We start from the raw sequence: 25,283 nt of genomic DNA, 5'->3' as shown, positions 1-25,283 counted from the left end.
TTGCATGAGCGTGAAAAAGAAGACCCACCCCGTCGATCCGTACTCGGTCGCGACGAAGAATCCGATGCTCGCGTCGCGCCTGCCGATGTGGCGCTCGAAACTGGTCGTGATCGTCGTGTTCCTCGCGTTCGCCGCGCTGCTGGCGCGTGCCTTCTGGGTGCAGGTCGCGAACCAGGATTTCTACGTCGGCCAGGGCCAGAAGCGCTACCAGCGCACGATCGAGCTCGACGCGATGCGCGGGCGCATCGTCGACCGCAACGGCGCGATGCTCGCGGTCAGCCTGGCGACCTATGAAATCTGGGCGAACCCGAAACAGGTCGCCGATACCGACTATCCGCAGATCGCGAAGCTGCTCGACATGCCGCTCGTCGAGGTCAAGCGGCGCCTCGGCAACGACAAGACGTTCGTGCTGCTCAAGCGGCAGGTCGACGCGGACACCGCGGGCCGGCTCGACAAGCTCGCGATCGACGGCATCACGCAGATCGCCGATTCGAAGCGCTTCTACCCGGAGGGCGAATCGGCCGCGCACGTGGTCGGCTTCACGAACGTCGAAGACAAGGGCCAGGAAGGCGTCGAGCTCGCGGCGAACGGGTGCCTGTCCGGCACGTCCGGGCAGCGCGAGGTGATCCGCGACCGGCTCGGCCGCATCGTGTCCGACACGCGCCCGCTCGTTCCCGCGCAGCACGGCGCGACGATCGAGCTGACGATCGACCGCCGGATCCAGCAACTCGCGTTCAGTCAGCTCAAGGCGGCCGTGATCGAGAACAATGCGGTGGCCGGCAGCGTCGTCGTGCTCGATGCGCAGAACGGCGAGATCCTCGCGCTCGCGAACTACCCGACCTTCGACCCGAACGACCGCGCGCGCCTCACGGGCCAGCAGTTGCGCAACCGCGCGGTGATCGACACGTTCGAACCCGGCTCGACGATCAAGCCGCTCGTCGTCGCGCTGTCGATCGACGAGCGCAAGGTCACGCCGAACACGATCATCAACACGTCGCCGGGCACCTACAAGATCGGCCCGGCCGTGATCCACGACACGTCGAACCACGGGTCGCTGACGGTCTCGCAGGCGCTGCAGAAGTCGAGCAACGTCGCGCTCGCGAAGCTCGCGCTGAACCTGCCGGCCGAAACGATCTGGAACAAGTACCAGGAATACGGGATCGGCCGCGCGCCGGAACTGACGTTCCCGGGCGTCGCGTCGGGCCGGCTGCGCGGCTACAAGCGCTGGCGGCCAATCGAGCAGGCGACGATGGCGTACGGCTACGGGCTGTCGATGTCGCTGCTGCAGATCGCGCAGACCTACACGGCCTATGCGGGCGACGGCACGCTGCACCCCGTGTCGCTGCTGAAGAACGGCACCGACCAGCAGACGATCGATGCGCACCGCGGCCACCGCGTGACGTCGGCGCAAACGGCCGCGTCGATCCGCTCGATGCTCGAGATGGCGGTCGGCGAAGGCGGCACGGGGCGCCGCGCGCGCGTCGACGGCTACCGGATCGGCGGCAAGACGGGCACCGCGCGCAAGCAGGTCGGCGCGACCTACGCGAAGGGCAAGTACCGCGCGCTGTTCGCGGGGATGGCGCCGATGAGCAACCCGCGCCTGATCGTCGCGGTGATGATCGACGAGCCGCGCGGCAAGGGCTACTACGGCGGCACGGTGGCCGGCCCGGTGTTCGCGTCGGTCACGAGCGGCTCGCTGCAATTGCTCGGCGTGCCGCCCGACGCGCCGGTCGAGCCCGAGACGAACGCGCCGGCCAGGGCGGCCGCGCCGCAGAAGACGGTTGCAGCGCCGAAGGCTGCGGCTCAACCGAAGACGGCTGTCGTGCAGAAAACGTCCACGCCGGTGAAGACGGCCGCGCAGTCCGGCACGACCGTGCCGGCGAAGGCGGCGGCAAGCTGAAGCCGCCGGGCGGGCGATGCGGCGTGTTGCACCACCCGCGCTCCATCTCCGCCCCCCACGCATTCATCCCATCGAGACGTTCTACTAAGCGAAGGGGCGGCCGGCGTGAAGCGGTCGCCGCCCTGCCCGATGCGCGGCGCGCTGCCGCGCACCGTCAATGCGAAGCCGCCGCGACCGGTTTCGCCATCCTGCCGAGCACGTGCTCGGTCATCCCGCGCGCGAGTTCGGTCTCGCCCATGAACACGGTGCCGATGCCTTCGCTCGACAGCAGCGCGGCCTCGTCGCCGCTGTTCGTGCACAGCACGACCTCGAGCGTCGGGTTGAGCGTGCGCGAGATCTCGACGATCTGCCGCACGTCGAACACGTCGGGCAGCGTGACGACCAGCATCCCGGCGCGCGCGATATGCGCCTGCACGAGCACGATCGGCTCGATCGCGTCGCCCGACACGGCCGCGATGCCGTCCGCGCGCAGCTTCTCGACGAGCTCGCGATTCTGCTCGACGACGACATACGCGATCCCGCGCTCGTCCAGCGCATGCGCGATCCGCGTGCCGACCTTGCCGTAGCCGACGATCACGACCTGCCCGGTCAGGTGCGTCTGCGGCGTCGACATCGGCAGCGCGGCGAGCGGATCGTCGCGCGCCTCGAGCTTGCGCGCGAACGCCGAATGCTTGCGGATCCATGCGAGCGCCGGATCGATCATCGCGAACAGCAGGGTGTTCATCGCGATCGAGATCAGCGCGACCGCGAGAATCAGGCTCTGCCCCTCGGCCGACAGCAGCCCGAGCGCACGGCCGAGCCCCGCGAGGATGAACGAGAACTCGCCGATCTGCGCGAGGCCCGCGCCCACCGTCAGCGCGGTATTCAGCGGATAGCGGAACGCGATCACGAGCGCGACCGCCGCGAGCGTCTTGCCGACCAGCACGATCGCCGCGACCTCGATCACGTGCAGCGGCTCCTCGATCAGCACCTTCGGGTCGAACAGCATCCCGACGGAGATGAAGAACAGCACCGAGAATGCATCGCGCAGCGGCAGCGTCTCGTCGGCCGCGCGGCGGCTGAATTCCGACTCGCGCATCATCATCCCGGCGAAGAACGCGCCGAGCGCGAACGACACGTCGAACAGCTTCGCCGCGCCGAACGCGATGCCGACCGCGGCCGCGATCATGCACAGCGTGAACAGCTCGCGCGAGCCCGTGCGCGCGACGAGCCACAAAATGCGCGGGAATACGCGCTTGCCGACCACGAGCATCAGCGCGATGAACGCCGCGACCTTCAGCATCGTCACGCCGAGCGTGCCCCACACGCTGCCGCCGGCCGCCTGCGCGTCGCCGGGCGGCGTGCCGCCGAGCAGCCCCGCGACGGGCGGCAGCAGCACGAGCACCAGCACCATCACGAGATCCTCGACGACAAGCCAGCCGACCGCGATGCGCCCGTTGACCGTCTCGACGAGCCCGCGCCCCTCGAGCGCGCGCAACAGCACGACGGTACTCGCGACCGACAGCGCGAGCCCGAACACGAGCGCCGCACCGAGGCTCCAGCCCCACGTGAGCGCGAGCCCGCCGCCGAGCAGCGTCGCGACGGTAATCTGTACGACGGCCCCCGGCAGCGCGATCTTGCGCACCGCGAGCAGGTCGCCGAGCGAGAAATGCAGGCCGACGCCGAACATCAGCAGCATCACACCGACTTCGGCGAGCTGCTGCGCAAGCGACAGGTCGCCGACGAAACCGGGCGTGCCGGGGCCGATCACGATCCCGGCGAGCAGATAGCCGACGAGCGGCGGCATTTTCAGCAGCGATGCGAAGTAACCGAAAATCATCGCGAGACCGAAACCGGCCGCGAGCAACGCAATCAGGCTGACGTCATGAGGCATCCCCCCTCCCAAGTTCTTGTAACTATTTAGTAAGGTTCAAGAGTGGAAGGATAAGGGATGAGGCAGAACAATGGCGCGCCGCGGCGAAAATTTCACGCGGTGGCGCGCCTTGGCGGGGTGCAACCCCGGTGGAACGACGGACGCCGCGTGGGCTCGGCAGCGCCTTGAAGCGGCTCGGACAGGCGGGGCCGACGCCCCGCCGCCCGTCAGCGCGACGCTTGCGGGAACCGCGCGCCCGGCGGCGCTTCGGGGCGGGTCGACGGCACGCTCTTGCGCACCTTCGCGACCTGTGCGGCCGTCACCGGCGCACCCGTGTTGCCCCAGCTCGTGCGCACGAAGTTCGACACGTCCGCGACTTCCTGGTCCGACAGGCGCCAGCCGAACGGCGGCATCGTGAAGGTCGACGGCGCGGTGCGCGTGCCCTGCAGCGCGCTGCCTTCCAGCACGACATGGATCAGCGACGTCGGATCGCCGCCCTGCACGACCGGGTTGCCGGCGAGCGCCGGGAACACGCGCGTGTAGCCATGGCCGTCGCTGCGGTGGCACGCCATGCAGTTGTCGCGATAAACGGCCGCGCCCGGCTTGCCCGCGTCGCCGGTCTGCAAGGCCTGCGCGGCGGCAGCGTCGTACACGTGCGGCTGCTCGCCCTGCACGCGCGGCGGCAGCGTCTTCAGGTAACGCGCGATCGCATTCAGGTCGTCGTCGGTCATGTGCTGCATGCTGTGGCCGACCACGTCCGTCATCCCGCCGAACGCGGCCGTGCGCAGCGTACGCCCGGTCTTCAGGAACTGCACGATCTCGGTTTCCGTCCACGTGCCGAGCCCGGTGCGCGGCTCGCCGCGCAGGCTCGTCGGCACCCAGCCGTCGATCGCCGCGCCGCCGGCCAGGAAGTCCGGGCCGTCCGCGTCGGTCAGCCCGCGCTCCTGCATCGTCGGCGCGCGCGGCGTGTGGCACGCGCCGCAGTGGCCGAGACCCTGCACGAGATACGCACCGCGCGCGGCCACCGGGTCGGTGTACGGCGCCGCGTCGAACGGCTTCGGCGACGGCGCGAACATCTTGCGCCAAATCCCGAGCGGCCAGCGCATCGACAGCGGCCACACGATGTCGACCGCGCGGTTCTCGTGCTCGACGGGCGTGACGCCATGCATGAAGTACGCGTACAGCGCCTTCATGTCGTCGTCGGTGAGACGCGCATACGACGGGAACGGCATGGCCGGATACATCGTGTCGCCGTTCTTGCGCACGCCCTCGCGCACCGCGCGGGTGAAGTCGTCGAACGTCCAGCCGCCCAGGCCGGTTTTCGGGTCCGGCGTGATGTTGGTCGAATAGATTGCGCCGATCGGCGTGTCGAATTTCAGCCCGCCCGCGAACGGCTTGCCGCCGCTCGCCGTGTGGCATGCGATGCAGTCGCCCGCGCGGGCCAGGTATTCGCCGCGCTTGACGAGGTTCGCGTCGGCGGATTGGCTGACGGGCGCGGCCGCCGGGCCGGACGCCGCCGCGGGCGCAACCGCCGGTTGCGCGAAAGCCGCGGTGCCCGCGAGGCCGAGCGCGGCCCAGGCCGCGCCGGCCGCCAGCGCACGCCGCACCGGGGAAAGGCCGCGCGCGGCGTTGTGGTTCATCGTCCTCTTCATGCGGTCACCAGCGGGGCGGGATTCTTCAGGTATTGCTCGCGGATCGCGCGTGCCGACCAGTAGGCCAGCGCCGCGATGATCCCGGTCGGGTTGTAGCCGATGCCCTGCGGCAGCGCCGACGCGCCCATCACGAACACGTTGTGCACGTCCCAGCACTGCAGGTAGCGGTTCAGCACGCTCGTCTTCGGGTCGGTGCCCATGATCGCGCCGCCGACGAGGTGGGTCGTCTGGTACGCGCGCGAATCGAAGTGCTTGCCGAACTCGCGCGTCGATACGCCGATCGCCTTCGGCCCCATCGCCTCCGCGATCTTCTTCATCTGCCCGGTCACGTACTGCGCCATCCTGATGTCGTTGTCCTTCCAGTCGAAGGTCATCCGCAACAGCGGCTGGCCGTACGAATCGCGATAGGTCGGATCGAGGTCGAGATACACGTCGCGGTACGACATGTTCGTGCCGTGCGCGTCCATCGAGATCGTGTGCGCGTAGTAATCCTTCACGGATTTCTTCCACGCCGAGCCCCACTGCGGCGTGCCGGGCGGCGTCGCGATGCCGCTGATCGGCTTCGCGCCGGCCTGGTTCACCCACAGCGGCGAGCCGCCGACGAAGCCGAGCGGGCCGTGGTCGAAGTTGTCCGCGTTGAAATCGTCCACCGCGACGCCGTTGCCGCCCGCACCGATGAACGGGTTCGTGTAGGTGTCCTTGTCGAAGAACGCCTTGATCGTCGACAGGTTCTGGTACGCGAAATTGCGGCCCACGACGCCCTCGCCGGAGATCGGGTCGTACGGCTTGCCAATGCCCGACAGCAGCAGCAGGTGCACGTTGTGGTACTGGAACGCGGCCACGATCACGAGATCGGCCGGCTGGTGCACTTCGCGCCCGGCCGGGTCGACGTAGGTGACGCCCGTCGCGCGTTTCCTCGTGTCGTCGAGGTCGACGCGCAGCACGTGGCACTTCGAGCGCAGCTCGAAGTTCGGCGCCTGCTTCAGCGCGGGCAGGATGTTCAGGTTCGGCGACGCCTTCGAGTACATGTAGCACGCGTAGCCGCTGCAGTAGCCGCAGAAGTTGCACGGGCCCATCTGCACGCCGTACGGGTTCGCGTACGGGCCCGACGTGTTCGCCGACGGCAGCCGGTACGGATGCAGGCCGAGCGACTGTGCCGCGTCGAAGAAGCGCTGCGCCGAATAGGTATTGAGCTGCGCGGGCAGCGGGAAATTGTTGCTGCGGTTCGCCTCGAACACGTTGCCGTCGCCGACCACCTTGCCGCCGACCTTGTACGCCTGCCCCGACGTGCCGAACACCTTCTCGGCGAAATCGAAATGCGGCTCGAGCTCGTCGTAGCTGACGCCGGTGTCCTGGATCGTCATCCCGGCGGGGATGAACTTCTTGCCGTAGCGCTCTTCATAGTGGCTGCGCAGGCGCAGCTCTTCCGGCGTGATCCGGAAGTGCACGCCCGACCAGTGCAGCCCCGCGCCGCCGACGCCCTCGCCCGGCAGGAACGCGGCGAGCTGCCGGTACGGCAGCGCGGTGTCCTGCACGCCATGGCGGATCGATACGGTCGTCTTCGACAGGTCGACGAACAGCTTCTTGCGGACGTTGTAGGTCAGCTCGTCGATCGTGTTCGGATACGCGCCGTCCGGATAGGTGTCGCGATACTCGCCGCGCTCGAGCGCGACGACCTTCAAGCCCGCTTCGGTCAGTTCCTTCGCGAGAATCGCGCCGGTCCAGCCGAAGCCGACGATCACCGCATCGACATGCGGTTTTTTCTCTGCGGCCATCAGCTGCGCTCCCCGTTGATCGAGACGGGGCCGTACGGATAGGGCTTGCCGTTCTGGTTGACGAAATCCATGAAATCCGCGCGCGCGCCCGGAAAGCCGATCATCTTCCACGCGGCCATGTCGTGATTGCCGCCGTGCACCGGGTCGCAGAAGTAGCCTTCGCGCGTGTTCTGCAGCAGCTGGCCGAAGAACACGCCGGGCGGCACGTCGTCGATCTGCGCGCCGCCCTTCTCCAGCGCGCCGAGCACGGTGTCGCGCGTAGTCGCGTCGAGATTCGCGAACGCGTTGCCGTGGGCCTTTTCGCAATAGCGGTTGACGGCCGCGATGCCGAGCCGGTAGATGTCGCGCGGCACGAGCTTCAACTGGTAGCCGAGCTCGGGCACGCCCTGCTGGAACGGCCCCTGCATGTACCACGTCGCGCCGTGCGCATACGGCGTCTCCATCTGGCGGTCGATGAATTCGGGCACGCCCGATTCGAGCGCGCCGGGGCCTTCGGCATCGGCCGGAATCAGCCGGTCGACGGCGGCCTGGACGAACGCCCACTCCTTCGCATCGAAGAAGGTCGGCTTGTACGGGGCGCGTTCGGCGCCGGCCGAGGCGGCGGGCGCGTTGCCGGCCGTCGTCGCGGATGGCGACGACGAGCGCAGGTCGCAGCCGGCGACCGACGCGATCGGCACGAGCGCGACCGACGTGCGCAGGAAACGGCGGCGCGAGTTGGGTTTGTCAGCTGGCGTGGACATGGTCGGATGTGATCGTTGGGGATCGGGGCCGGACGCGCGTATTCCGCATACGGCGGGTCCGGCACGGCAGCCTTGCCGCATGCGGCTGGCTGTCCTGTTGTTTCGTGTGTTGCGAACAACCTCGATGCGGGCGCCGGCCGCGCAATGCGCGACGGCGCCTTCATGCAGCCGCGTGCGCGCCGGTTCCGGAAGCGCTGCGCGGATCGGCCTCTTCGCGGGCCTTGTCATCGGACAAATACCGGCCTGTCGGCCTGAACCTGCCCGCCATCACCATGACCCGGATTCAACCTGGACGCCGCGCTTGCCGGCAGCAAGCGCAACATGCACGACCCTCTTTCAGGTCCGGCGACGCGTGCCGCGAATTATATATGGAACCGGTTCCATTACGAGATGGTTCGATGCAATTCAATGCATCGAAAATTGCAACAATTGAAAAATCCGGAATGCGCAAGGATGGCGCGATCGCTGGCGCGATCCGCGCGCCGGGCAGGCGACCGCTCCGCGTCGGGCAGGACCGACGGCTGTCTCTTTCCAGCCACGCGGCGCAACGCGACGGTGCCGGTTTGCACGGCGGTCTGGTAGCCTCCGCGTCTCATGAATACACAGAAAAACAAACCGCTGGCGCCCGACGCGATCAGCATCAGCAAATACCTGAGCTACCTGCTGCGCCACGAACCGCAAGCCATCGGCCTGCAACTCGACCCGGAAGGCTGGGCCGACATCGGCGAACTGATCGCCTGCGCCGCCCGTCACGGGCGCCGGCTCGATCGCGCGACGATCGAAACCGTCTGCGCGACCAGCGACAAGCAGCGCTTCGCCCTCTCCGACGATGGCCAACGCATTCGCGCGGTACAAGGCCATTCGACATCCGTCGTGCAACGCCGGTATCCGCCCGCGCAACCACCCGAGCGCCTCTATCACGGCACCGCGACACGCTTCCTGGATTCGATTCGGGCGCAAGGGCTGAAACCCGGCGCCCGTCATCACGTGCACCTGTCGCCGGACATCCGGACTGCATTGGCCGTCGGCACGCGCTACGGCGAGCCCGTGATTCTCGAAGTCGATGCGCAGCGCATGCACCGGCAGGGCCACACGTTCTTCGTCGCCGAGAACGGCGTATGGCTGACCGATGCCGTGCCGGCCGAATACCTCACGCAGATCGACACGCCGGCGCGCTGAGTCGCGCGCCGTTCACCACGGCCAGAACATCGACGCGAGGGACAGCGCGAGCGCCGCGCAAAGCGGCGAGTAATACAGCGTGTCCATCCGCGCGAAACGCGACCCGCGAATCCGCTTGAAGAAACCGACATAGCGGAAATCGCCGACGGCCCGCACCGCGAAGATCAATGCGAGCGCAACGACCGCGAACGCGATCGTGCCGGGATACGCGTTCCGACCCAGCCAGCCGGCACGCGCGGCGACCACGCATGCGCCGGCCAGCAGCGCCATCGCGACGGCAAACGTGCCGACGGCGGTCGGCCGCAGCAGCGGCACGCCGTCCTGTTCCGGAATGGCCGCACGCTTGCCGAGCCGCCCGCCAAACGCCCAGTAGACGTGAACGAGCGCGATCGCGCAAAGCGTCGGCACGCTGAAATACGCGCCGGTCATGTCGGTAAATATCCTCGTCTCGTTGTGTCGATGTCTCGTTGTTTTGCCGGCAGGTTTCCGGCACGCGGTCCCGGCCCGCGACACGCAAGACGATACCGAAACCCGGCATCGCGTGCATTGCGGCGTCCGGTCGCAACCCGCGGCAGCGCGTGCTGCGGTGCAGTGCGCGGGCATCGTCGTGCCGGCCGCCCGCTTGACTTCCCCTCGCGCGCTAGTACGCTGGTATTCCAGTACCGCGGTCGGCATGCCCCTGCGCAACCGGCCGCGCGCGCATCGTTCGCCGCGCGGCGCACATGCACGACAACGATAACGAAGGCCATGGAGGCGACTCATGCTGATCGGTGTGCCGAAGGAGATCAAGAACCACGAATACCGCGTCGGCCTCACGCCGGCCGGCGCGCGCGAACTCACGCGGCACGGCCATACCGTGCTCGTGCAACGCGGCGCGGGCACGGCGATCGGCCTGCTCGACCACGACTACACGGCCGCGGGCGCATCGCTGTGCGACGGCGCCGACGAAATCTTCGCGCGCGCCGACATGATCATCAAGGTCAAGGAGCCGCAGCCGGCCGAATGCGCGATGCTGCGGCGCGGCCAGATTCTCTATACCTACCTGCATCTCGCGCCCGATCCCGAACAGGCGGCCGCGCTCGTGAAATCCGGCGCCGTCTGCATCGCGTACGAAACCGTGACCGGGCCCGGCGGCGGCCTGCCGCTGCTCGCGCCGATGAGCGAGGTGGCGGGACGCATGTCGATCCAGGTCGCGGCGACCCACCTCGAAAGCCCGCGCGGCGGCCGCGGCCTGCTGATGGCCGGCGTGCCCGGCGTGCCGGCCGCGCATGTGGTCGTGCTCGGCGCGGGCGTGGTGGGTACCGGCGCGCTGCAGATGGCGGTCGGCCTCGGCGCGCGCGTCACCGTGCTCGACAACAACGTGAACCGGTTGCGCCAGCTCGACCTGATCTTCGCCAACCGGATCACGACCGTCTGCTCGAATGCGCATACGATCGACGAAGCCGTGCGCGAAGCCGACGTCGTGATCGGCGCGGTACTCGTGCCCGGCGCATCGGCGCCGCGGCTCGTCACGCGCGACATGATCGCGACGATGCGCACGGGCGCCGTCGTCGTCGACGTCGCGATCGACCAGGGCGGATGCTTCGAGACCTCGCATGCGACAACGCATGCGGACCCGACCTTCGTCGTCGACGGCGTCGTGCACTACTGCGTCGCGAACATGCCCGGCGCGGTCGCGCGCACGTCGACCTTCGCGCTGAACAACGCGACGCTCGGGCATGCGCTCGCGCTCGCCGACAAGGGCTGGAAGCAGGCGATGGCCGACGATCCGCACTTGCGCGCGGGCCTGAACGTCTGCGACGGACACATCACGTACGAGGCGGTCGCGCTGGCGCTCGGCCTGCCTTATGTGCCGGCCGCCGGCGTGCTGACGTGACATGAACGCACGGCTGGCAGCGCGCGTTGCCAGCCGTCTTCACGCGCCCTTCGACCGGCTCCGCTTCGACCCGCCACCCTCACCCATCGTGCGCGCCAGCAGCGGCCGCAGTTGCGCGAGCGTGCGCGTGTTGAGCACGTCCGGCCGCGTAAGCCAGCCGCGTCGCGCCTGATCGACGCCGTACGCGAGGTTGTCGAGTTCGTCCGCGCTGCACGCATCCGAGCCGATCGCGACCGGCACGCCGGCCTTCGCGGCCTCGCGGCACCAGATGTCCGGCAGGTCGAGCCGCCGCGGCTGCGCATCGAGTTCGACGAAGCAGCCGCGCGCCGCGGCCTGTGCGATCACGCGCGGCATGTCGAGCTCGCATGCGTCGCGCTCGCCGAGCATGCGGCCGGTCGGGTGCGCGAGAATCGTGAAATGCGGGTGGTCCATCGCGCGCAGCACGCGGTCGGTCTGCGCGTCACGCGACAGGTCGAAGCCGTCGCGTACCGCGCCGACGACGAGATCGAGCCGGCCGAGCATCGCGTCGGGCACGTCGAGACTGCCGTCCTCAAGAATGCCGGCTTCCACGCCCTTGAGCAGCACGAAATCGTCGAACGACGCATTGACGCGCTCGATCTCGTCGAGCTGCCGCGCGAGCCATTCGAAGCCGTTGCGTCCGCCGCCGGCAGGCGGTGCGCGGTCGGTGACGGCCAGGTACGCGAGCCCGCGTGCGCGCGCCGCGTCGGCCATCGCACGCAGGCTGTCGCGGCCGGCCGATGCGTTCGTATGCGCATGCAGGTCGCCGTGGATATGCTTGCGCTCGACCAGCGCCGGCAGCGTGCCCGCGCGCGACGCGTCGATCTCGCCGCGATTCTCGCGCAGTTCGGGCGGCACCACGTGCAGCCCGATTGCATCGTAGACCGACGCCTCCGTGGTGCCGGCAATCCGCTCGTCGCCGCGAAACACGCCGTATTCGTTGATCTTCAGCCCGCCGGCCTGCGCGATCCTGCGCAGCGCGATGTTGTGCGCCTTCGATCCGGTGAAGTAGACGAGCGCCGCGCCGAATGCATCGGCATCGACGACGCGCAGGTCGACCTGCAACCCGCTGACGAGCACGACGCTCGACTTCGTCTTGCCGTGCGCGAGCACGCGCGCCACCTTGTCGTAGCCGACGAACGCGTCGGCGACCGCGAGCGGATCGCGTGCGGTAACGAGAATGTCGAGATCGCCGACCGTCTCGCGGCGGCGGCGAAAACTGCCGGCCGGCACGGCCTTGCCGACGCCCGCAACCGCGCGCAGGCGTTCGAGCAACGGCGTCAGCGCTTGCTCGGCATCCGGCAGAAGGAAACGCTGCGGTTCGCGCTGCAGGCGATCGTCGATCGCTTCGAGCAGATGCGCTTCGGTTTTTGCGCCGAAGCCCGGCAACTCGCGCACGTGCCCGCTCTTCGCTTCGACGCGAAGCTGTTCGAGCGAATCGACGTGCAGCGCGTCATGCAGCGCCTTCACGCGTTTCGCGCCGAGCCCCGGTACGTCGAGCAGTTCGACGATCGCGCCCGGCAGCGCGTGGCGCAGCGTTTGCTGCAGTTCGCAGGTGCCGGTCGCGGCGATCTCGCGCAGCTTCACCGCGAGATCGGCCCCGATCGACGGAATTTTCCCGAGATCGTCGCCGTTCGCGATCATCGTCGGGATGTCGCGCCCGTAGTCGGCGATCGTTCGTGCGGCGTTGCGGTAGGCACGCACGCGGAACGGATTGGCGCCCTGGATTTCGAGCATGTCCGCGATCTCGGCGAACACGGCCGCGCACTCGGCATTGTGGATCGGCATGATCGGCGTGGCTCCCTTCCACGTGGATGGCGCCGCGCGCGCGCGCGACGGCGTCTGCCCGCCCGGCGCCGCATGTCGACGCCGCCGGGCGCCCGTTCGTCATCCTACGCCGGCCGCGCATCGCGTGCAGCGTGAAAGTTGGAGCGCGAGCGCGGCCGCTACGTCAGAGCGATGCGCGCGGTGTCGTGGCGTAGCGTCGTTCGTACACCGACTGGCAATGCGTGCAGCGTTCGGCGGTCGGGCGCGCGAGCAGGCGCTCATAACCGACCGGCGCATCGCAATCGATGCATTCGCCGTAGCTGCCGTCGCGCATCCGCAGTTGTGCGCGCCCGATCGCACGCAGTTCGGTCAGCTTCATGCCGATCAATGCATGATCGACGTCGACGAACAGATCCGCGTTCGCCTCGTCGCCCTCGTCCGGCGACGCGCCGGCAAGGTCCGCATAGGATTCCGACGCGCGCTGGTCCTCGCTCGTGCGGATCTCCGCACGCAGCGTCTGCTCGCTCTCTTTCAGCCGCTGTTGCAGCGTCTGCCGTTGTTGTTGGTCGAGCGCCATGGCCGTCTCTCCTGTTCCGGGTTCCGCGCGCAAAGTGTGGCGCGCGGTGTCGCGCCGGTGCGCGGCGGGCGGACACGACCGGCGCCGCCGCGCCCGGATGTGCGCCCGGACGCACGAAGCGCCGGATGCATTCGACGCAGGATAAACCCATTGATCACGCATGTGTTGACCGGAATCAGCGCGACGCGCGGCGCCCGCCGCAGGTGTGCGAAAACTGGGGACGGACGCGAAAACGCGCCATCGCCGGATTCGTCTGATGCAAACGCCGCGGGGTCGCTTGATACGCGGGATGCCGCTGTGCCGTCGGTGTGTCCGCCGCCCGCGACACGGCCGGTACGTTGGACCGAACAACCCGCCGCTTTCCGGACGATTCGCTATCCTCAGAAAGCGTTGCGCCCGATGAAGCCGCGCACGACCGTCAGCAGGATGATCTTCATGTCGAACCAGAAACTCCAGTTCTGCATGTAAAACAGGTCGAACTTCACGCGTGCGGCCATCGCCTCGACCTTGCGCGTCTCGCCGCGATAACCGTTCACCTGTGCCCATCCGGTGATGCCGGGCCGCACGCGGTAGCGATACATGTAGCAGTCGATCAGCTGCCGATAGAAGTCGTCGTGCTCGATCGCGTGCGGACGCGGGCCGACGACCGACATCTGCCCGAACAGCACGTTGAAGAACTGCGGCAGCTCGTCGAGCGACGTGCGCCGCAGGAACGCGCCGACGCGCGTGATGCGCGTATCGTTGCGCGACGCCTGCCGCAGGACGCCCGGCTGTCCGCGATGCACGCGCATCGTCCTGAACTTCAGGATGTCGAACTCACGACCGTCGACGCCCTTGCGGCGCTGCCTGAACAGCACGGGGCCCGGCGACGACAGCTTGACCGCGATCGCCAGCAGCGACAGCAGCGGCAGCAACGGAATCAGCACGCCGAACGCGAACAGCCGGTCGAACGCGAACTTCGCCCACAGCTCCGGCGCGGAGCGCGGCGTGGTCGCGAGATTGATCGCCGGCATGCCGAGCACGTCGGTCGCCGAGCGATCGACGACCGCCATCTGCCGCACGTCGGGCAACAGCCGCAGCTCGACGAATTCGTCGCGCAGTTCGCGCACGATGCGCTGGATCCGCCACTCGTGCGACATCGGCAGCGTGAGCCACACCTCGTCGATCGCGCCGCCGCGAATCATGTCGCGCAACGCGTTCCAGTCGTCGATCACCGGCACGCCGCCGATGCCGCCCGCGCCAGCCTGCGCATCGTCGTCGAATACGCAGGCCGCCACGAACGGGCCATTCGACGCGAGCTGCATCCGCTCGATCGCCACGCGCCCGTATGCGGTTGCGCCGACGACGGCGACCCGGCGCTGCCGCGCGCGCGGGTCGTCACGCCTCAGCGCGAGCGCCAGCAGCGCGGTGCGGCCGAGCAGCAGCGCCGCATCGCCGGCCAGCACCGTGCGCACGATCCAGCGCGTCGTGACCGTGCCGCCGCGGTTCATGATCCACATCGTGCCGACCACCGTCAGCACGCTCGCGCAGACGACGGCCACCACCGTCTGCGTCGGCACGTGGGTGCCGCGATGCGGGGCCACGCCGCCGCGCACGGTGCGCAGGTAGCGCGGCAGCAGCGCCACCGTCAGCACGCACAGCAGCGCGATCGCACCGCGCTGCGCATCGGACAGCTCGCGCCACGCCAGGCCCGACGCCGCCTGCGCCGCGAGCGCCCCCGCCAGCACGAGCACGACGTCGGCCGCCGCGATCGCGGCACGCCGCATCGTATTCGTTCCACCGGACCTCGACTGCATCGTCACGCACCGCGTGCCGGGAATCCGAGACGCACCTCGGGGATGCGGGGGCGCACCGGCGCCGGCCGCGCATTCCCGCGCGTGCCGAGCAACCGGCGATAGTCCGCGCGAATCAGGTCATAGCATTCGCACGCGTGATGTTCGAGGCCGTGGCGGTCGAGCACGGTGATGCGGCCGCGGCGCTGCCGGATCAGCCCGGCTTCCTGCAGGTTGCCGGCCGCTTCCGTCACGCCTTCGCGCCGTACGCCGAGCATGTTCGCGATCGTCTGCTGCGTGACGGCCAGCTCGTCGCCGTCGATACGGTCGTGCGCCAGCAGCAGCCAGCGGCTGAGCTGCTCGCTGACCGAGTGATGCCGATTGCACAGCGCGCTGCGCGAGATCTGCGCCATCGTCGCCTGGCAGTAGTTGAGCAGCAGCCGGTAGGTCTCGGGCGACCGCTCGAATTCGGCACGCATCACGCAGGCGGGCACGCGATAGGCCATGCCGCCGATGCGCACCTCGACCCGGTTCGACGCCGCGACACCGCCGACCAGCGTGCCAAGCCCGACGACGCCCTCGCGGCCGACCACCGCCACCTCGACCATCGCACCGTCCTCCATCAGGTGCTGCACCGACATCATTGCCGTCGTCGGGAAATGCAGATGGCGCATCGGTTCGCCGACCCGATCGAGCATGCCGGCCTTGATCCTGACCAGTTCGAGGTGCGGTGCGATGGTGCGGATGCTGTCCTCCGGGAGGGCATCGAGGATGGCATTTGCCGAGTAGCTCGAGTGAAGATGAAGCATGTCTGTATCCCTTTTATGTCTGCGCCGCCTGCAGCCGCAAGCACGGAACTCGTTATCGCGATGCGCGCCCGGACGTTCACGGCGGTTGCGGCCCACAACCCTGAATCCGACTGACCATCGGCTTGCCACCTCCGGATTGAGTCGACCGTTCCGTTTCGACACGCCAGCCCGAATAAGCGATTTACGTGCCAATACCCGCCCATCCTTAATATATGAATCACGTCCGATTTAGATCGGCCGAATAACCCGTCCAAAACAGAAAAAAGCGTCTCATTTCCGGACACTCTTCCGCGCCTCGGACACAGTGCGCATTCAACCGATCAATTCGCATGCACCGAATCGGGGCCGTCGCAGCGGCGCCGCGAGGCTTATCGTTCATATACTTACAGCGGATTTTCAATTTTTTCCGTGATGTGCCGGACAGCATGCGACCGCGCTCCCCACGCTTCACACGTTCGTTTGAAACTGTCTCAAATTTGAATCGACACACTAACTGCAGGCTCGGTGCGATATCGCACACATCCCACACAACCCATTGATTTTCAAAAACAATCGCAAGGCATACATTTATTTGTCAAATAATGTTCAATGTATTCCGGGCGCGTTCCCTGTACGATGCGCGATGTCGATCGATTGACTCAGGATCGACATCGAATGGCTGATCAGCCTGCCATTCCATTTCCGGATGATTAATTCCATGGAAATGAATCATTAAATCCGGATAACGTTTGCATTCAATCAAAAGCGTCAAACTTTGTGAAGTGACGCAGTATGCAATTGGCTGAATTCAATTGCGTGCTAGCCTTTCCGCAGCATCGTCATTCGAATTTCGATGAACACAAGTCCGCACGAGCGTGCGAAATTCCCTTTTCGGGGGTATCGCCGCGACGGCGCGCGACCGCCACCCTACGAGGATGCGCCGTGACCCACCAGGCCCCCGACGCCGTCGCGCACGCGAACGGCATGATCGAGCTTTCCCACAGCTTCGATGCGAACCGGTTTCTCGCGGCCGTCGACCGCGACGAGCTCGCCACGCTGGTTCCCCACCTTCAACTCGTCCACCTGAAATCGGGGCAAGTGCTCTGTGAACCCAGCGAAATGCTCGCCGCGGTCTACCTGCCCGTCACGACCGCGATTTCGCTGCAGTACGTGTCGTCCGGCGGCATGACGCTGGAAGTCGCGGAGATCGGCAGCGAAAGCGTGGTCTGCGACGACGTGATCGGCGGCAGCGGCCACATGCCGTGCCGTGCCGTCGCCTGCCGCGACGGCTTCGTCTACCGGCTCGACCGGCGCGTGTTCGCGGCCGCGTTCGACGCATCTCCGGTGATCCGCCATCTCGTGTTCGTCTGCGTGCGGCTCTTGATGGCGCAGGTATCGCAGATCACGTTCTGCAGCCGCCATCACGTGCTCAAGCATCAGTTATGCCGATGGTTCCTGCTGGCGTACGACCGCACGCGCAGCATCGAGATCCAGGTCACGCACAGCATGCTGGCGCAGATGCTCGGCGTGCGGCGCGAAACGGTCACCGATGCGGCCGGCGAGATCCAGAAGCTCGGCCTGATCCGGCAATACCGGAGCTCGATCGAGCTGGCCGATCTCGACGGCCTCGAGAAGATGTCGTGCGGCTGCCGCGCGATCGTGCGTGACGAGATGAAGCGCATCCTGTCGGCCGACTCGGGCGTGCCGGCAGCATCGCGTGCGTGATTGCCGCACCGGTTGCCGCACCGGTTGCCGCGCCGATTCGTGCGGCGCCTGCATGCGGAGTTAGCGGTTTGTAGGGTGGCGAACAGAACGCCGGGCGTGCGAATGGTCTACTGATGCCGGACTGCCGGGGGGATGTCAGCGCAATGCGCGCGTCTGCCCGAGCGGACGACACCACGCACGCCGGAGCAGCACGTGAAAAACGACATCAGAACCATCCTCAAGCACGTCTCCCACCTCGAAGCCGCGATCGATTCGATCGGCGACGGGGACGACCTCTACGAAGCGGGCCTCTCCTCGCTCGACACGATCCAGCTGATGCTCGCGATCGAGAAGCAGTTCAACATCGAGATTCCCGACGAGATGCTGAACCGCAACCTGTTCCGCAGCATCGACGCGCTCGCGGACACGATCGCCACGCTGCAACGCACCGAGCATTCCGCATGAGCGCGCTGCTTCCCGAACTCGCGGCCGACGGCGAATCGCATCGGCTCGACGAGGCCGCGCACGCCGTCGCGCAGATCGCCGCGCAGCACGCGGATGCGGTCGACCGGGACGCGCGCTGCCCCGTCGAGGCGATCGAGGCGATGCGCGCGCGCCGGCTGCTGGGCGCGATGGTGCCGCCCCATCTCGGCGGCGCCGGCGCGTCGCTGGAAGATATCGCTTCGGCCTGTTCGATCCTCGGCCAGGCCTGCGCATCGTCGGCGATGGTGTTCGCGATGCACCAGATCCAGGTTGCCTGCATCGTCAATCACGCCGCCGACCAGGGCTGGCACAAGCTGTTCCTGCAGCAACTCGTGCGCCACCAGTGGCTGCTCGCATCGGCCACGTCGGAGGACGGCGTCGGCGGCAACCTGCGCGCGAGCCAGTGCGCGCTCGAAACCGACGGCAGCGAATTCCGGTTGCGCAAATCCGCGCCGACGATCTCGTACGGCGACTACGCGGACGGCATCCTCGCGACCGCGCGACGCGACGCGGACGCGCCGGCTTCCGAACAGGTGCTCGTCACGCTGCTGCGCGAAGGCTATACGCTCACGCGCCGCGGCGAATGGGACACGCTCGGCATGCGCGGCACCTGCAGCAACGGCTTCGTGCTCGACGCCCAGGGCGCCGCCGTTCAATGCCTGCCGGTGCCGTTCGCGAAGATCGCCGAGGAAACGATGGTGCCGGTCTCGCACATCCTGTGGGCCGCGGTCTGGATCGGCGTGGCCGGCGATGCGTTCCATCGCGCGCACCAGTTCTTCCGCGCGCAGGCACGCCAGACCGACGGCGCGCCGTCGCCCGCGTCGCGGCGCATCGCCGAATCGCTCGCGCTGATGCAGGCGATGCAGGCGCGCGTCGACAACGTGCTGCGGCTCCACGCGAATACGTCGGCCCGTTCGTGGTCGGCCGGCATGGCCTGGGGCGCCGAGATCAACACGCTGAAGACCTACGTGTCGACGAGCGCGCTGGAAGTCGCGCAACAGGCGATGATGATCTGCGGGATGGCCGGCTACAAGCAAGGCACGCCGTTCAGCATCGGCCGCCACATTCGCGACCTGCACGCGGCGCCGCTGATGATCAGCAACGACCGCATTGCCGCCAACACCTCGAGCCTGCTGCTCGCGCTGCGTCCCGCGACGCTGGAGAAACATTCGTGAACGATCGCCTCGCCGTGCCCTCCGCCGCCTCCAATCCCGCCGATGCACCGTTCGACCGCGCGGGCGTCAACCCGCTGCGCGACGAGCTGATCGACGCCGGGCTGCTGGTCTCGACCGGCATCCAGGGCCTGTTCGGCCGCAGCGAACGGTTCGAGCGCGTCGTCGAAGCGCTCGACGCGTTCGTCACGCGCCTCGGCGCGGATCAACGGGCCGAAGTGCTGCGCTTCCCGCCGGCGATGAGCCGCACCGAATTCGAGCGCAGCGAATACATGAAGAGCTTCCCGCAGCTCGCGGGCAGCGTGCATGCGTTCTGCGGCGACGAGCAGCAGCACCAGCGCCTGTTGCAGTGCCTCGATCGCGGCGACGACTGGACGGAAAACCAGAAGCCGACCTACGTTGTGATGACGCCGGCCGCGTGCTACCCGGTCTATCCGGTCGTCGCACGCGCGGGCGCGCTGCCCGGCGACGGCCGGATCGTCGACGTGTTCTCGTACTGCTTCCGCCACGAGCCGTCGCTCGATCCGACCCGCATGCAGTTGTTCCGGATGCGCGAATACGTGCGGATCGGCACGCCCGAGCAGATCGTCGCGTTCCGCGAGACGTGGATCGAGCGCGGCACGCGAATGATCGACGCGCTGCGCCTGCCGAACGCGATCGATCTCGCGAACGATCCGTTCTTCGGGCGCGGCGGCAAGATCGTCGCGAACAGCCAGCGCGAGCAGAACCTGAAGTTCGAGCTGCTGATCCCGATCGAGCACGACGACCGCCAGACCGCGTGCCTGAGCTTCAACTACCACATGGACCATTTCGGGCTGCTGTGGGACATCCGCACCGCGACGGGCGACGTCGCGCATACGGGCTGCGTCGGCTTCGGCCTCGAACGGCTCACGCTCGCGCTGTTCCGCCATCACGGCCTCGACATCGACGCGTGGCCGCGCGACGTCCGCGACGTGCTGTGGGGCACGCCATGAGGTTCGTTTCCCGCGACGGCGAAGACGCGTCGTTCGACGACGTGCGCCACCGCGCGCTTCACTACCGGCCGCACCCGCTGCACAGTCAGGAGATGGTCTGGAAGCAGACCAACTGCTACGTCGACATGTGGCTCGAGGTGCTCCGGTGGTGGGGCTTCAATCCGTACGCGGCGTTGCCGTTTACGATCGCGCTCGATTTCGAGGGCGACCAGTTCACGTTCTTCAAGTTTCCGCACGACGAACTGGAGCGGCTCTACGGGATCGTCGTGCAGGAACACTCGATCTACGAGCCGCTCGACCGGCACATCGAAACGCAGGTCGCGCGCGGTCACCTGATGATCGTCGAGGTCGACGCGTGGTTCCTGCCCGACACGCGCGGCAGCAGCTACCGCACGCAGCACACGAAGACGACGATCGGCATCGACGCGATCGACCGCGCGAAGCGCCAGATCGGCTATTTCCACAACAGCGGCTACTACGTGGTCGAGGATTTCGACTACGACGGGCTCGTCGGCGACGGTTCGCCGATGACGCTGCCGCCGTACGTCGAAATCGCGAAGCGGCGCTTTGCGCCGCTCGACGAGCGCGCGCTGTGCGAAGCGTCGCTCGCCGCGCTGCAGCGCCACCTGCGGCGCCTGCCGCTGGTCGATCCGATCGCGGCATTCCGGCAGCAGTTGCAGACCGATGCCAGGACGCTCGCCGATGCGCCGCTCGAACACTTCCATGCGTACTCGTTCAATTCGGTGCGGCAGCTCGGCGCGAATTTCGAACTGTTCGGCCATTACGCGCGCTGGCTGCAGGCCAGCGGCTGCGTCGGGCCGTTCGCCGAGATCCGTGCCGCGTGCGACCGCATCGCGTCCGAGGCGATGGTGCTGGAGTTCCGGCTCGCGCGTGCCTGCGCGCGCGGCAAGGAAGAACGCGGCGATTCGACGCTCGAAGCGATCGCGGCCGCCTACGTCGATCTCGTCGCCTGCGCGCGGCAGATCGGCGCGCCGCTGCGGCACGCGACGCCCGTGCACATCGACGCGGCGCCCGTGCCGGTCATGCGGTGACGCGCGCGCGCGCCCTGCCCGCGTGGTCGATGCTGGCGACGGCCGCGGGCGCCGTAGAGGAACCGCGCGACCTCCCGGCCGCCGGCAAAGGCTGGATCGCGGCGCCGGTGCCCGGCACGGTCGCGCAGGCGCTCGCGCTGGCCGGCCGGCTCGACGAAGCGGCGTCGCTCGACCAACGCGACCATTGGTACCGGATCGAGCTGCGCGGGCGCGGGCCGCGCGTGCTGCGCTTTCACGGCCTCGCGACGCTCGCGCAGGCATGGCTCGACGACACGCCGATCCTCCGCTCGGACAGCATGTTCGTCGCACACGACGTTCCCGTGTCGCTCGATGGCGCGCACCGGCTGACCCTCTGCTTCCGCGCGCTCGCGCCGCACCTGCGCGACGCGCGGGCGCCGCGCCGGGCGCGCTGGCGCACGCGGCTCGCCGAGCCGGCGGCGCTGCGCACGGTCCGCACGTCGCTGTTCGGGCACATGCCCGGCTGGTTTCCGCCGTACGTGCCGGCCGGCCCGTGGCGCCCCGTCGACGTGCTCGATCCGGCCGACGGCTTCGTTCCTGTCGACTGCGACCTGCGTGCGCGCATCGAGGGCGACACGGGCCGGCTCGATGCGGAACTGACGTTTGCCGCACCGTTGCCCGACGCGCTCGCGGCGCGGCTGTCGTGCGGCGAACACTACGCCACGCTCGAACGCGCCGGCGCCGACCGGCTGCGCGCGAGCGTCGCGGTGCCCAACGTGCGCCGCTGGTGGCCGCATACGCACGGCGAGCCGGCACTCTACGAGATCGCGCTGCATATCGGCGACGAACGGCGGCCGCTCGGCTCGACCGGCTTCCGCACGATCGAGATCGATGCCGGCGCCGACGGCAAGGGTTTCGGGCTGCGCATCAACGGCGTACCCGTGTTCGCGCGCGGCGCATGCTGGAGCAGCGCAGCGCCGCTCGCGCTGCATGCGGACGACGCGACCTACGGCCGCCTGCTCGAGCTCGCGCGCGACGCGGGCTTCAACATGATCCGCGTCGGCGGCACGATGACCTACGAGGCCGACGCATTCCACGCGTGGTGCGACCGGCTCGGGCTGCTGGTCTGGCAGGACTTCATGTTCGCGAACTTCGACCATGCGCTCGACGATCCCGCGTTCGCGGACAACGTCGACCGCGAAGCCGATCAATTCCTTGCGCGCCACGGCGCGTCGCCGTCGCTCGCGGTGCTGTGCGGCGGCAGCGAGATCGCGCAGCAGGCGGCGATGTCGGGTCTCGGGCCGAAGCAGCGCTTCCTCGAGCTGACCGCCGAGCGGCTGGCCGGCCATGCGGCCGCGCGCCGGCCCGACGTCCCGTACGTGCCCGATTCGCCCGACGGCGGCGGGCTACCGTTCGTACCGCGCGAGCGCGTGTCGCACTACTACGGCGTCGGCGCATACCTGCGCCCGCTCGACGACGCGCGCCGCGCGGACGTGCGCTTCGCGAGCGAATGCCTTGCGTTCGCGAACGTGCCGTGCGATGCGACGCTCGCCAGCCTCGGCTGGCCGGGCGTGCACGAGCCGCGCTGGAAGGCGGCCGTGCCGCGCGACCCCGGCACGTCGTGGGATTTCGAGGACGTTCGCGACCACTATCTGCAGACGCTGTACGACGTCGCGCCCGACCGGCTGCGCCGCGAGGATCCGGCACGCTACTTCGAACTGTCGCGGGCCGTGATCGCGGACGTGATGCGCGACACGTTCTCCGAATGGCGGCGCACCGGCTCGCGCTGCGCCGGCGCGCTCGTGTGGCAGTTCCAGGATGTGATGCCGGGTGCCGGATGGGGCGTGATCGACGCCACGCACCGGCCGAAATCGGCGTGGTATGCGCTGCGCCAGGTGCTGCAGCCCGTGCAGGTGCTGCTCGTCGACGAAGGCTTGAACGGGCTCGACGTGCATGTGACCAACGAACGCCCGGCGCCGTTGTCGGCGGCCGTCGAACTGGTCGCGCTGCGCGACGGCCGCACGCCGGTCGCACGGGCCGCTTGCCCGGTGCGAATCGCCGCGCACGACACGGTGCGGATCGGCTCGGCCGAGCTGCTCGGCCGCTTCTTCGACTGGACTTACGCGTACCGTTTCGGGCCCTGCGAACACGACACCGTCGTCGCGACGCTGCGCGCCGACGACGGCACGCTGCTGTCGCAGGCGTTCCATTTTCCGTCCCGCACGCATCCAGCCGTGCTGGCGCGCCGCGAACTCGGCATCGAAGCGTGCGTGTCGCGCACCGGTGATACGTGGCACGTCGACATCGACACACGGCACGTCGCGCGCCACGTGCAGATCGACTCGCCGGGTTTCATGCCGCAGGACGACTGGTTTCATCTCGCGCCCGGCACGCCGGCGCGCGTCGCGCTCGTTCCGCTGGAAACCGTCGGGATGACTAAGGAGGCCGACGGCGGGCCGCCTGCCGTGGAAATCCGCGCGGTAAACGCCGCGCGAGCGGTGCGCGCCACGCAGGCCGGTTGACGCGACGCTCGCGGCCCGGTGCGCCGGTGCGGCGCGAGCGGCGCGAGCGGCGCGAGCGGCGCAATTCGAACGTCAGTCGGACGAGCCCGTGCCGCGCGGCCGCTCGATCCCGTACGCCTCCATCCAGCGATACAGCGTCGCGCGCGACACGCCCAGCTCGCGCGCCGAAGCCGCGACGCGCCCGCGCGTGCGCAGCAGCGCGGTTTCGATCGCCTCGCGCTCGATCGACTTGCGGATGTCGGCCACGGACGGCGACGCCGCATCGAGGCAGTATTCGAGCTCGAGATCCCGCGCGGTGATCAGGCGCCCTTCGGTCATCACGACCGCACGGCGCACGCGGTTGATCAGTTCGCGGACATTGCCGGGCCAGTCGTGCTTGTAGAGTGCGGTGATCGCATCCGTCGAGAAGCCGCGCACGCGATGGCGCGCATCGCCGCGGAAGCGTTCGAGCATGTGGTGCGCGAGCAGCTCGATGTCCTTGCCGCGCGCACGCAGCGGCGGCTGGTCGATCCGCATCACGCACAGGCGGTGGAACAGGTCCGCGCGGAAACGCCCTTCCTCCATCGCGCCGCGCAGGTCGACGTGCGTCGCCGATACGATCCTGACGTCGACCGGCACCGGATCGCTGCCGCCGAGGCGATGGATCGAGCGCTCCTGCAAAAAACGCAGCAGGCTCGCCTGGCTCTCGTGCGGCAGGTCGCCGATCTCGTCGAGCAACAGCGTGCCGCCGTTCGCGGCCTCGACATAACCGATCTTGCGCGCGTTCGCCCCGGTAAACGCGCCGCGCTCGTAACCGAACAACTCCGATTGCAGCAGATGCGGCGGAATCGCGCCGCAATTGACCGCGACGAACGGGCCGTTGCGTCGCTCCGAATGACGATGGATCGCGACGGCCGTCAGTTCCTTGCCGGTGCCGGTTTCGCCGAACACGAACACCGGTGCGTCGGTGCGCGCGAAGCGCCGCACCGTATCGAACAGCCGCAGCATCGCGCTGCAGGTGCCGACGATGCCTTTCTCGTCCGATTCGAGCTGCTCGCGGTCGCGCGCGAACAGGCACTCCATGCCGTACGCATGACCGACCGTATCGGCGATCCGCTGGTGCGACGCGGGCAACGTGACGTAGTCGAAGCAATAGTCGCGCAACAGCGCGCGCACGTTCGGGGAAGCGGTCTGGCCGACGTCGACGAGCGCGACCCACACGACGTCGCGCATCGACGCGCAGGTTGACGCGATGCTGCCGATCGCATCGGCGTGGCCACCGCTCAGGTCGAGAATGCCGCAGGTGATTTCGCCGGACGTGTCGCGCAGCTCGTTCGCATGCGCGACGATCGACACCTTCCAGTCGCGTCGCGCCAGTTCCTTTCGCAGCATGACGGACGGCGACTGCGTCCAGTAAATCAGCGGACGCTGCCCGTTACCGCTTCCCCCGCCGGCGCGCTTATCGCGCGTTATTGGCATATTCATAACGAACCATCACTTTCTCCACTCCGCGAACCATTCGCGTGCGCCGCGGCCGGCGGCG

General features: G+C 68.3%; 19 protein-coding genes. 9 read left to right on the top strand and 10 right to left on the bottom strand.

Features of this window, described 5'->3' with window-relative positions; translation table 11 throughout:
* Positions 1-4: 4 nt before the first annotated feature.
* The gene (locus tag GD429_RS15960; protein ID WP_152857768.1) at positions 5-1,900 is read left to right on the top strand and encodes a peptidoglycan D,D-transpeptidase FtsI family protein; all 1,896 of its coding nucleotides are present in this window, start codon (positions 5-7) and stop codon (positions 1,898-1,900) included.
* A gap of 154 nt (positions 1,901-2,054) precedes the next feature.
* Here GD429_RS15960 and GD429_RS15955 read toward each other — a convergent pair whose 3' ends face one another.
* The 4 genes from GD429_RS15955 to GD429_RS15940 all read right to left on the bottom strand — a co-directional run bounded on the left by GD429_RS15955 (position 2,055) and on the right by GD429_RS15940 (position 7,919).
* On the bottom strand, positions 2,055-3,773 hold the full coding sequence (locus GD429_RS15955; RefSeq protein WP_152857767.1) for a cation:proton antiporter: 1,719 nt from the start codon (positions 3,771-3,773) through the stop codon (positions 2,055-2,057).
* 206 nt (positions 3,774-3,979) lie between these two features.
* Positions 3,980-5,404, bottom strand: coding sequence for a cytochrome c (locus GD429_RS15950; RefSeq protein WP_152857766.1), 1,425 nt, complete (start codon positions 5,402-5,404; stop codon positions 3,980-3,982).
* Positions 5,401-7,179 (bottom strand): GMC family oxidoreductase, encoded by a 1,779-nt coding sequence (locus tag GD429_RS15945; RefSeq protein ID WP_152857765.1) that lies wholly within the window; start codon positions 7,177-7,179, stop codon positions 5,401-5,403. Before GD429_RS15945 ends, GD429_RS15950 begins: the two co-directional genes overlap by 4 nt.
* Positions 7,179-7,919 (bottom strand): gluconate 2-dehydrogenase subunit 3 family protein, encoded by a 741-nt coding sequence (locus GD429_RS15940; RefSeq protein WP_152857764.1) that lies wholly within the window; start codon positions 7,917-7,919, stop codon positions 7,179-7,181. Before GD429_RS15940 ends, GD429_RS15945 begins: the two co-directional genes overlap by 1 nt.
* Positions 7,920-8,513: 594 nt before the next feature.
* Here GD429_RS15940 and GD429_RS15935 point away from each other — a divergent pair.
* Positions 8,514-9,098 carry an RNA 2'-phosphotransferase gene (locus GD429_RS15935; RefSeq protein WP_152857763.1) on the top strand — a complete coding sequence of 195 codons (585 nt, stop codon included), beginning with the start codon at positions 8,514-8,516 and terminating at the stop codon, positions 9,096-9,098.
* Positions 9,099-9,110: 12 nt separating this feature from the next.
* Here GD429_RS15935 and GD429_RS15930 read toward each other — a convergent pair whose 3' ends face one another.
* Entirely contained in the window at positions 9,111-9,527 is a 417-nt protein-coding gene (locus GD429_RS15930; protein WP_152857762.1) for a DUF3995 domain-containing protein, read from the bottom strand.
* Positions 9,528-9,858: 331 nt separating this feature from the next.
* On the opposite strand from GD429_RS15930, the gene ald reads away from it, so the two are divergent.
* Positions 9,859-10,974 (top strand): alanine dehydrogenase, encoded by a 1,116-nt coding sequence (gene ald / locus GD429_RS15925; protein ID WP_152857761.1) that lies wholly within the window; start codon positions 9,859-9,861, stop codon positions 10,972-10,974.
* 39 nt (positions 10,975-11,013) lie between these two features.
* Here the strand turns inward: ald and polX are convergent, their stop codons facing one another.
* The 4 genes from polX to GD429_RS15905 form a co-directional block, all read right to left on the bottom strand.
* Positions 11,014-12,780 carry a DNA polymerase/3'-5' exonuclease PolX gene (gene polX, locus GD429_RS15920; RefSeq protein WP_152857760.1) on the bottom strand — a complete coding sequence of 589 codons (1,767 nt, stop codon included), beginning with the start codon at positions 12,778-12,780 and terminating at the stop codon, positions 11,014-11,016.
* 163 nt (positions 12,781-12,943) lie between these two features.
* Positions 12,944-13,336, bottom strand: a complete 393-nt coding sequence (locus tag GD429_RS15915; RefSeq protein ID WP_152857759.1) for a TraR/DksA family transcriptional regulator — start codon at positions 13,334-13,336, stop codon at positions 12,944-12,946.
* Positions 13,337-13,716: 380 nt separating this feature from the next.
* Positions 13,717-15,102: an undecaprenyl-phosphate glucose phosphotransferase gene (locus GD429_RS15910; protein ID WP_152857758.1), complete on the bottom strand. Its 1,386-nt coding sequence runs from the start codon at positions 15,100-15,102 to the stop codon at positions 13,717-13,719.
* A gap of 32 nt (positions 15,103-15,134) precedes the next feature.
* Complete coding sequence (locus GD429_RS15905; RefSeq protein ID WP_152857757.1) at positions 15,135-15,917, bottom strand: Crp/Fnr family transcriptional regulator; 783 nt, start codon at positions 15,915-15,917, stop codon at positions 15,135-15,137.
* Between the two features lie 921 nt (positions 15,918-16,838).
* Here GD429_RS15905 and GD429_RS15900 point away from each other — a divergent pair.
* The 6 genes from GD429_RS15900 (at position 16,839) to GD429_RS15875 (ending at position 23,761) form a co-directional block, all read left to right on the top strand.
* Positions 16,839-17,621, top strand: a complete 783-nt coding sequence (locus GD429_RS15900; RefSeq protein ID WP_321574640.1) for a Crp/Fnr family transcriptional regulator — start codon at positions 16,839-16,841, stop codon at positions 17,619-17,621.
* Between the two features lie 192 nt (positions 17,622-17,813).
* A complete protein-coding gene (locus GD429_RS15895; protein ID WP_258283600.1) occupies positions 17,814-18,065 on the top strand; it encodes an acyl carrier protein in 252 nt (83 codons plus the stop codon).
* Positions 18,062-19,258, top strand: coding sequence for an acyl-CoA dehydrogenase family protein (locus GD429_RS15890; RefSeq protein WP_152857755.1), 1,197 nt, complete (start codon positions 18,062-18,064; stop codon positions 19,256-19,258). The genes GD429_RS15895 and GD429_RS15890 overlap by 4 nt, the downstream gene beginning before the upstream one ends.
* The gene (locus GD429_RS15885) at positions 19,255-20,229 is read left to right on the top strand and encodes an amino acid--[acyl-carrier-protein] ligase (protein WP_321574639.1); all 975 of its coding nucleotides are present in this window, start codon (positions 19,255-19,257) and stop codon (positions 20,227-20,229) included. Before GD429_RS15890 ends, GD429_RS15885 begins: the two co-directional genes overlap by 4 nt.
* Positions 20,226-21,281: a DUF1839 family protein gene (locus GD429_RS15880; protein WP_152857754.1), complete on the top strand. Its 1,056-nt coding sequence runs from the start codon at positions 20,226-20,228 to the stop codon at positions 21,279-21,281. The genes GD429_RS15885 and GD429_RS15880 overlap by 4 nt, the downstream gene beginning before the upstream one ends.
* Positions 21,278-23,761, top strand: coding sequence for a glycosyl hydrolase 2 galactose-binding domain-containing protein (locus GD429_RS15875; RefSeq protein WP_321574638.1), 2,484 nt, complete (start codon positions 21,278-21,280; stop codon positions 23,759-23,761). The genes GD429_RS15880 and GD429_RS15875 overlap by 4 nt, the downstream gene beginning before the upstream one ends.
* A 72-nt stretch (positions 23,762-23,833) precedes the next feature.
* Here the strand turns inward: GD429_RS15875 and GD429_RS15870 are convergent, their stop codons facing one another.
* Complete coding sequence (locus GD429_RS15870) at positions 23,834-25,225, bottom strand: sigma-54 dependent transcriptional regulator (protein ID WP_174417868.1); 1,392 nt, start codon at positions 25,223-25,225, stop codon at positions 23,834-23,836.
* Positions 25,226-25,283 lie beyond the last annotated feature (58 nt).

Origin of the sequence: Burkholderia sp. BE17, assembly GCF_009362305.1 — a bacterium.
Lineage (GTDB): Bacteria > Pseudomonadota > Gammaproteobacteria > Burkholderiales > Burkholderiaceae > Burkholderia > Burkholderia pyrrocinia_C.
Note: the sequence above shows the minus strand (reverse complement) of the source record. Positions and strands in the feature narration are given on the sequence as shown.

Coding starts and splice junctions, on each gene's coding strand:
- GD429_RS15870 (WP_174417868.1), bottom strand. CDS start 25,225: ATGAATATGCCAATAACGCGCGATAAGCGCGCCGGCGGGGGAAGCGGT.
- ald (WP_152857761.1), top strand. CDS start 9,859: ATGCTGATCGGTGTGCCGAAGGAGATCAAGAACCACGAATACCGCGTC.
- GD429_RS15880 (WP_152857754.1), top strand. CDS start 20,226: ATGAGGTTCGTTTCCCGCGACGGCGAAGACGCGTCGTTCGACGACGTG.
- GD429_RS15915 (WP_152857759.1), bottom strand. CDS start 13,336: ATGGCGCTCGACCAACAACAACGGCAGACGCTGCAACAGCGGCTGAAA.
- GD429_RS15950 (WP_152857766.1), bottom strand. CDS start 5,404: ATGAAGAGGACGATGAACCACAACGCCGCGCGCGGCCTTTCCCCGGTG.
- GD429_RS15905 (WP_152857757.1), bottom strand. CDS start 15,917: ATGCTTCATCTTCACTCGAGCTACTCGGCAAATGCCATCCTCGATGCC.
- GD429_RS15910 (WP_152857758.1), bottom strand. CDS start 15,102: ATGCGGCGTGCCGCGATCGCGGCGGCCGACGTCGTGCTCGTGCTGGCG.
- GD429_RS15890 (WP_152857755.1), top strand. CDS start 18,062: ATGAGCGCGCTGCTTCCCGAACTCGCGGCCGACGGCGAATCGCATCGG.
- GD429_RS15935 (WP_152857763.1), top strand. CDS start 8,514: ATGAATACACAGAAAAACAAACCGCTGGCGCCCGACGCGATCAGCATC.
- GD429_RS15945 (WP_152857765.1), bottom strand. CDS start 7,179: ATGGCCGCAGAGAAAAAACCGCATGTCGATGCGGTGATCGTCGGCTTC.
- polX (WP_152857760.1), bottom strand. CDS start 12,780: ATGCCGATCCACAATGCCGAGTGCGCGGCCGTGTTCGCCGAGATCGCG.
- GD429_RS15955 (WP_152857767.1), bottom strand. CDS start 3,773: ATGCCTCATGACGTCAGCCTGATTGCGTTGCTCGCGGCCGGTTTCGGT.
- GD429_RS15940 (WP_152857764.1), bottom strand. CDS start 7,919: ATGTCCACGCCAGCTGACAAACCCAACTCGCGCCGCCGTTTCCTGCGC.
- GD429_RS15960 (WP_152857768.1), top strand. CDS start 5: ATGAGCGTGAAAAAGAAGACCCACCCCGTCGATCCGTACTCGGTCGCG.
- GD429_RS15930 (WP_152857762.1), bottom strand. CDS start 9,527: ATGACCGGCGCGTATTTCAGCGTGCCGACGCTTTGCGCGATCGCGCTC.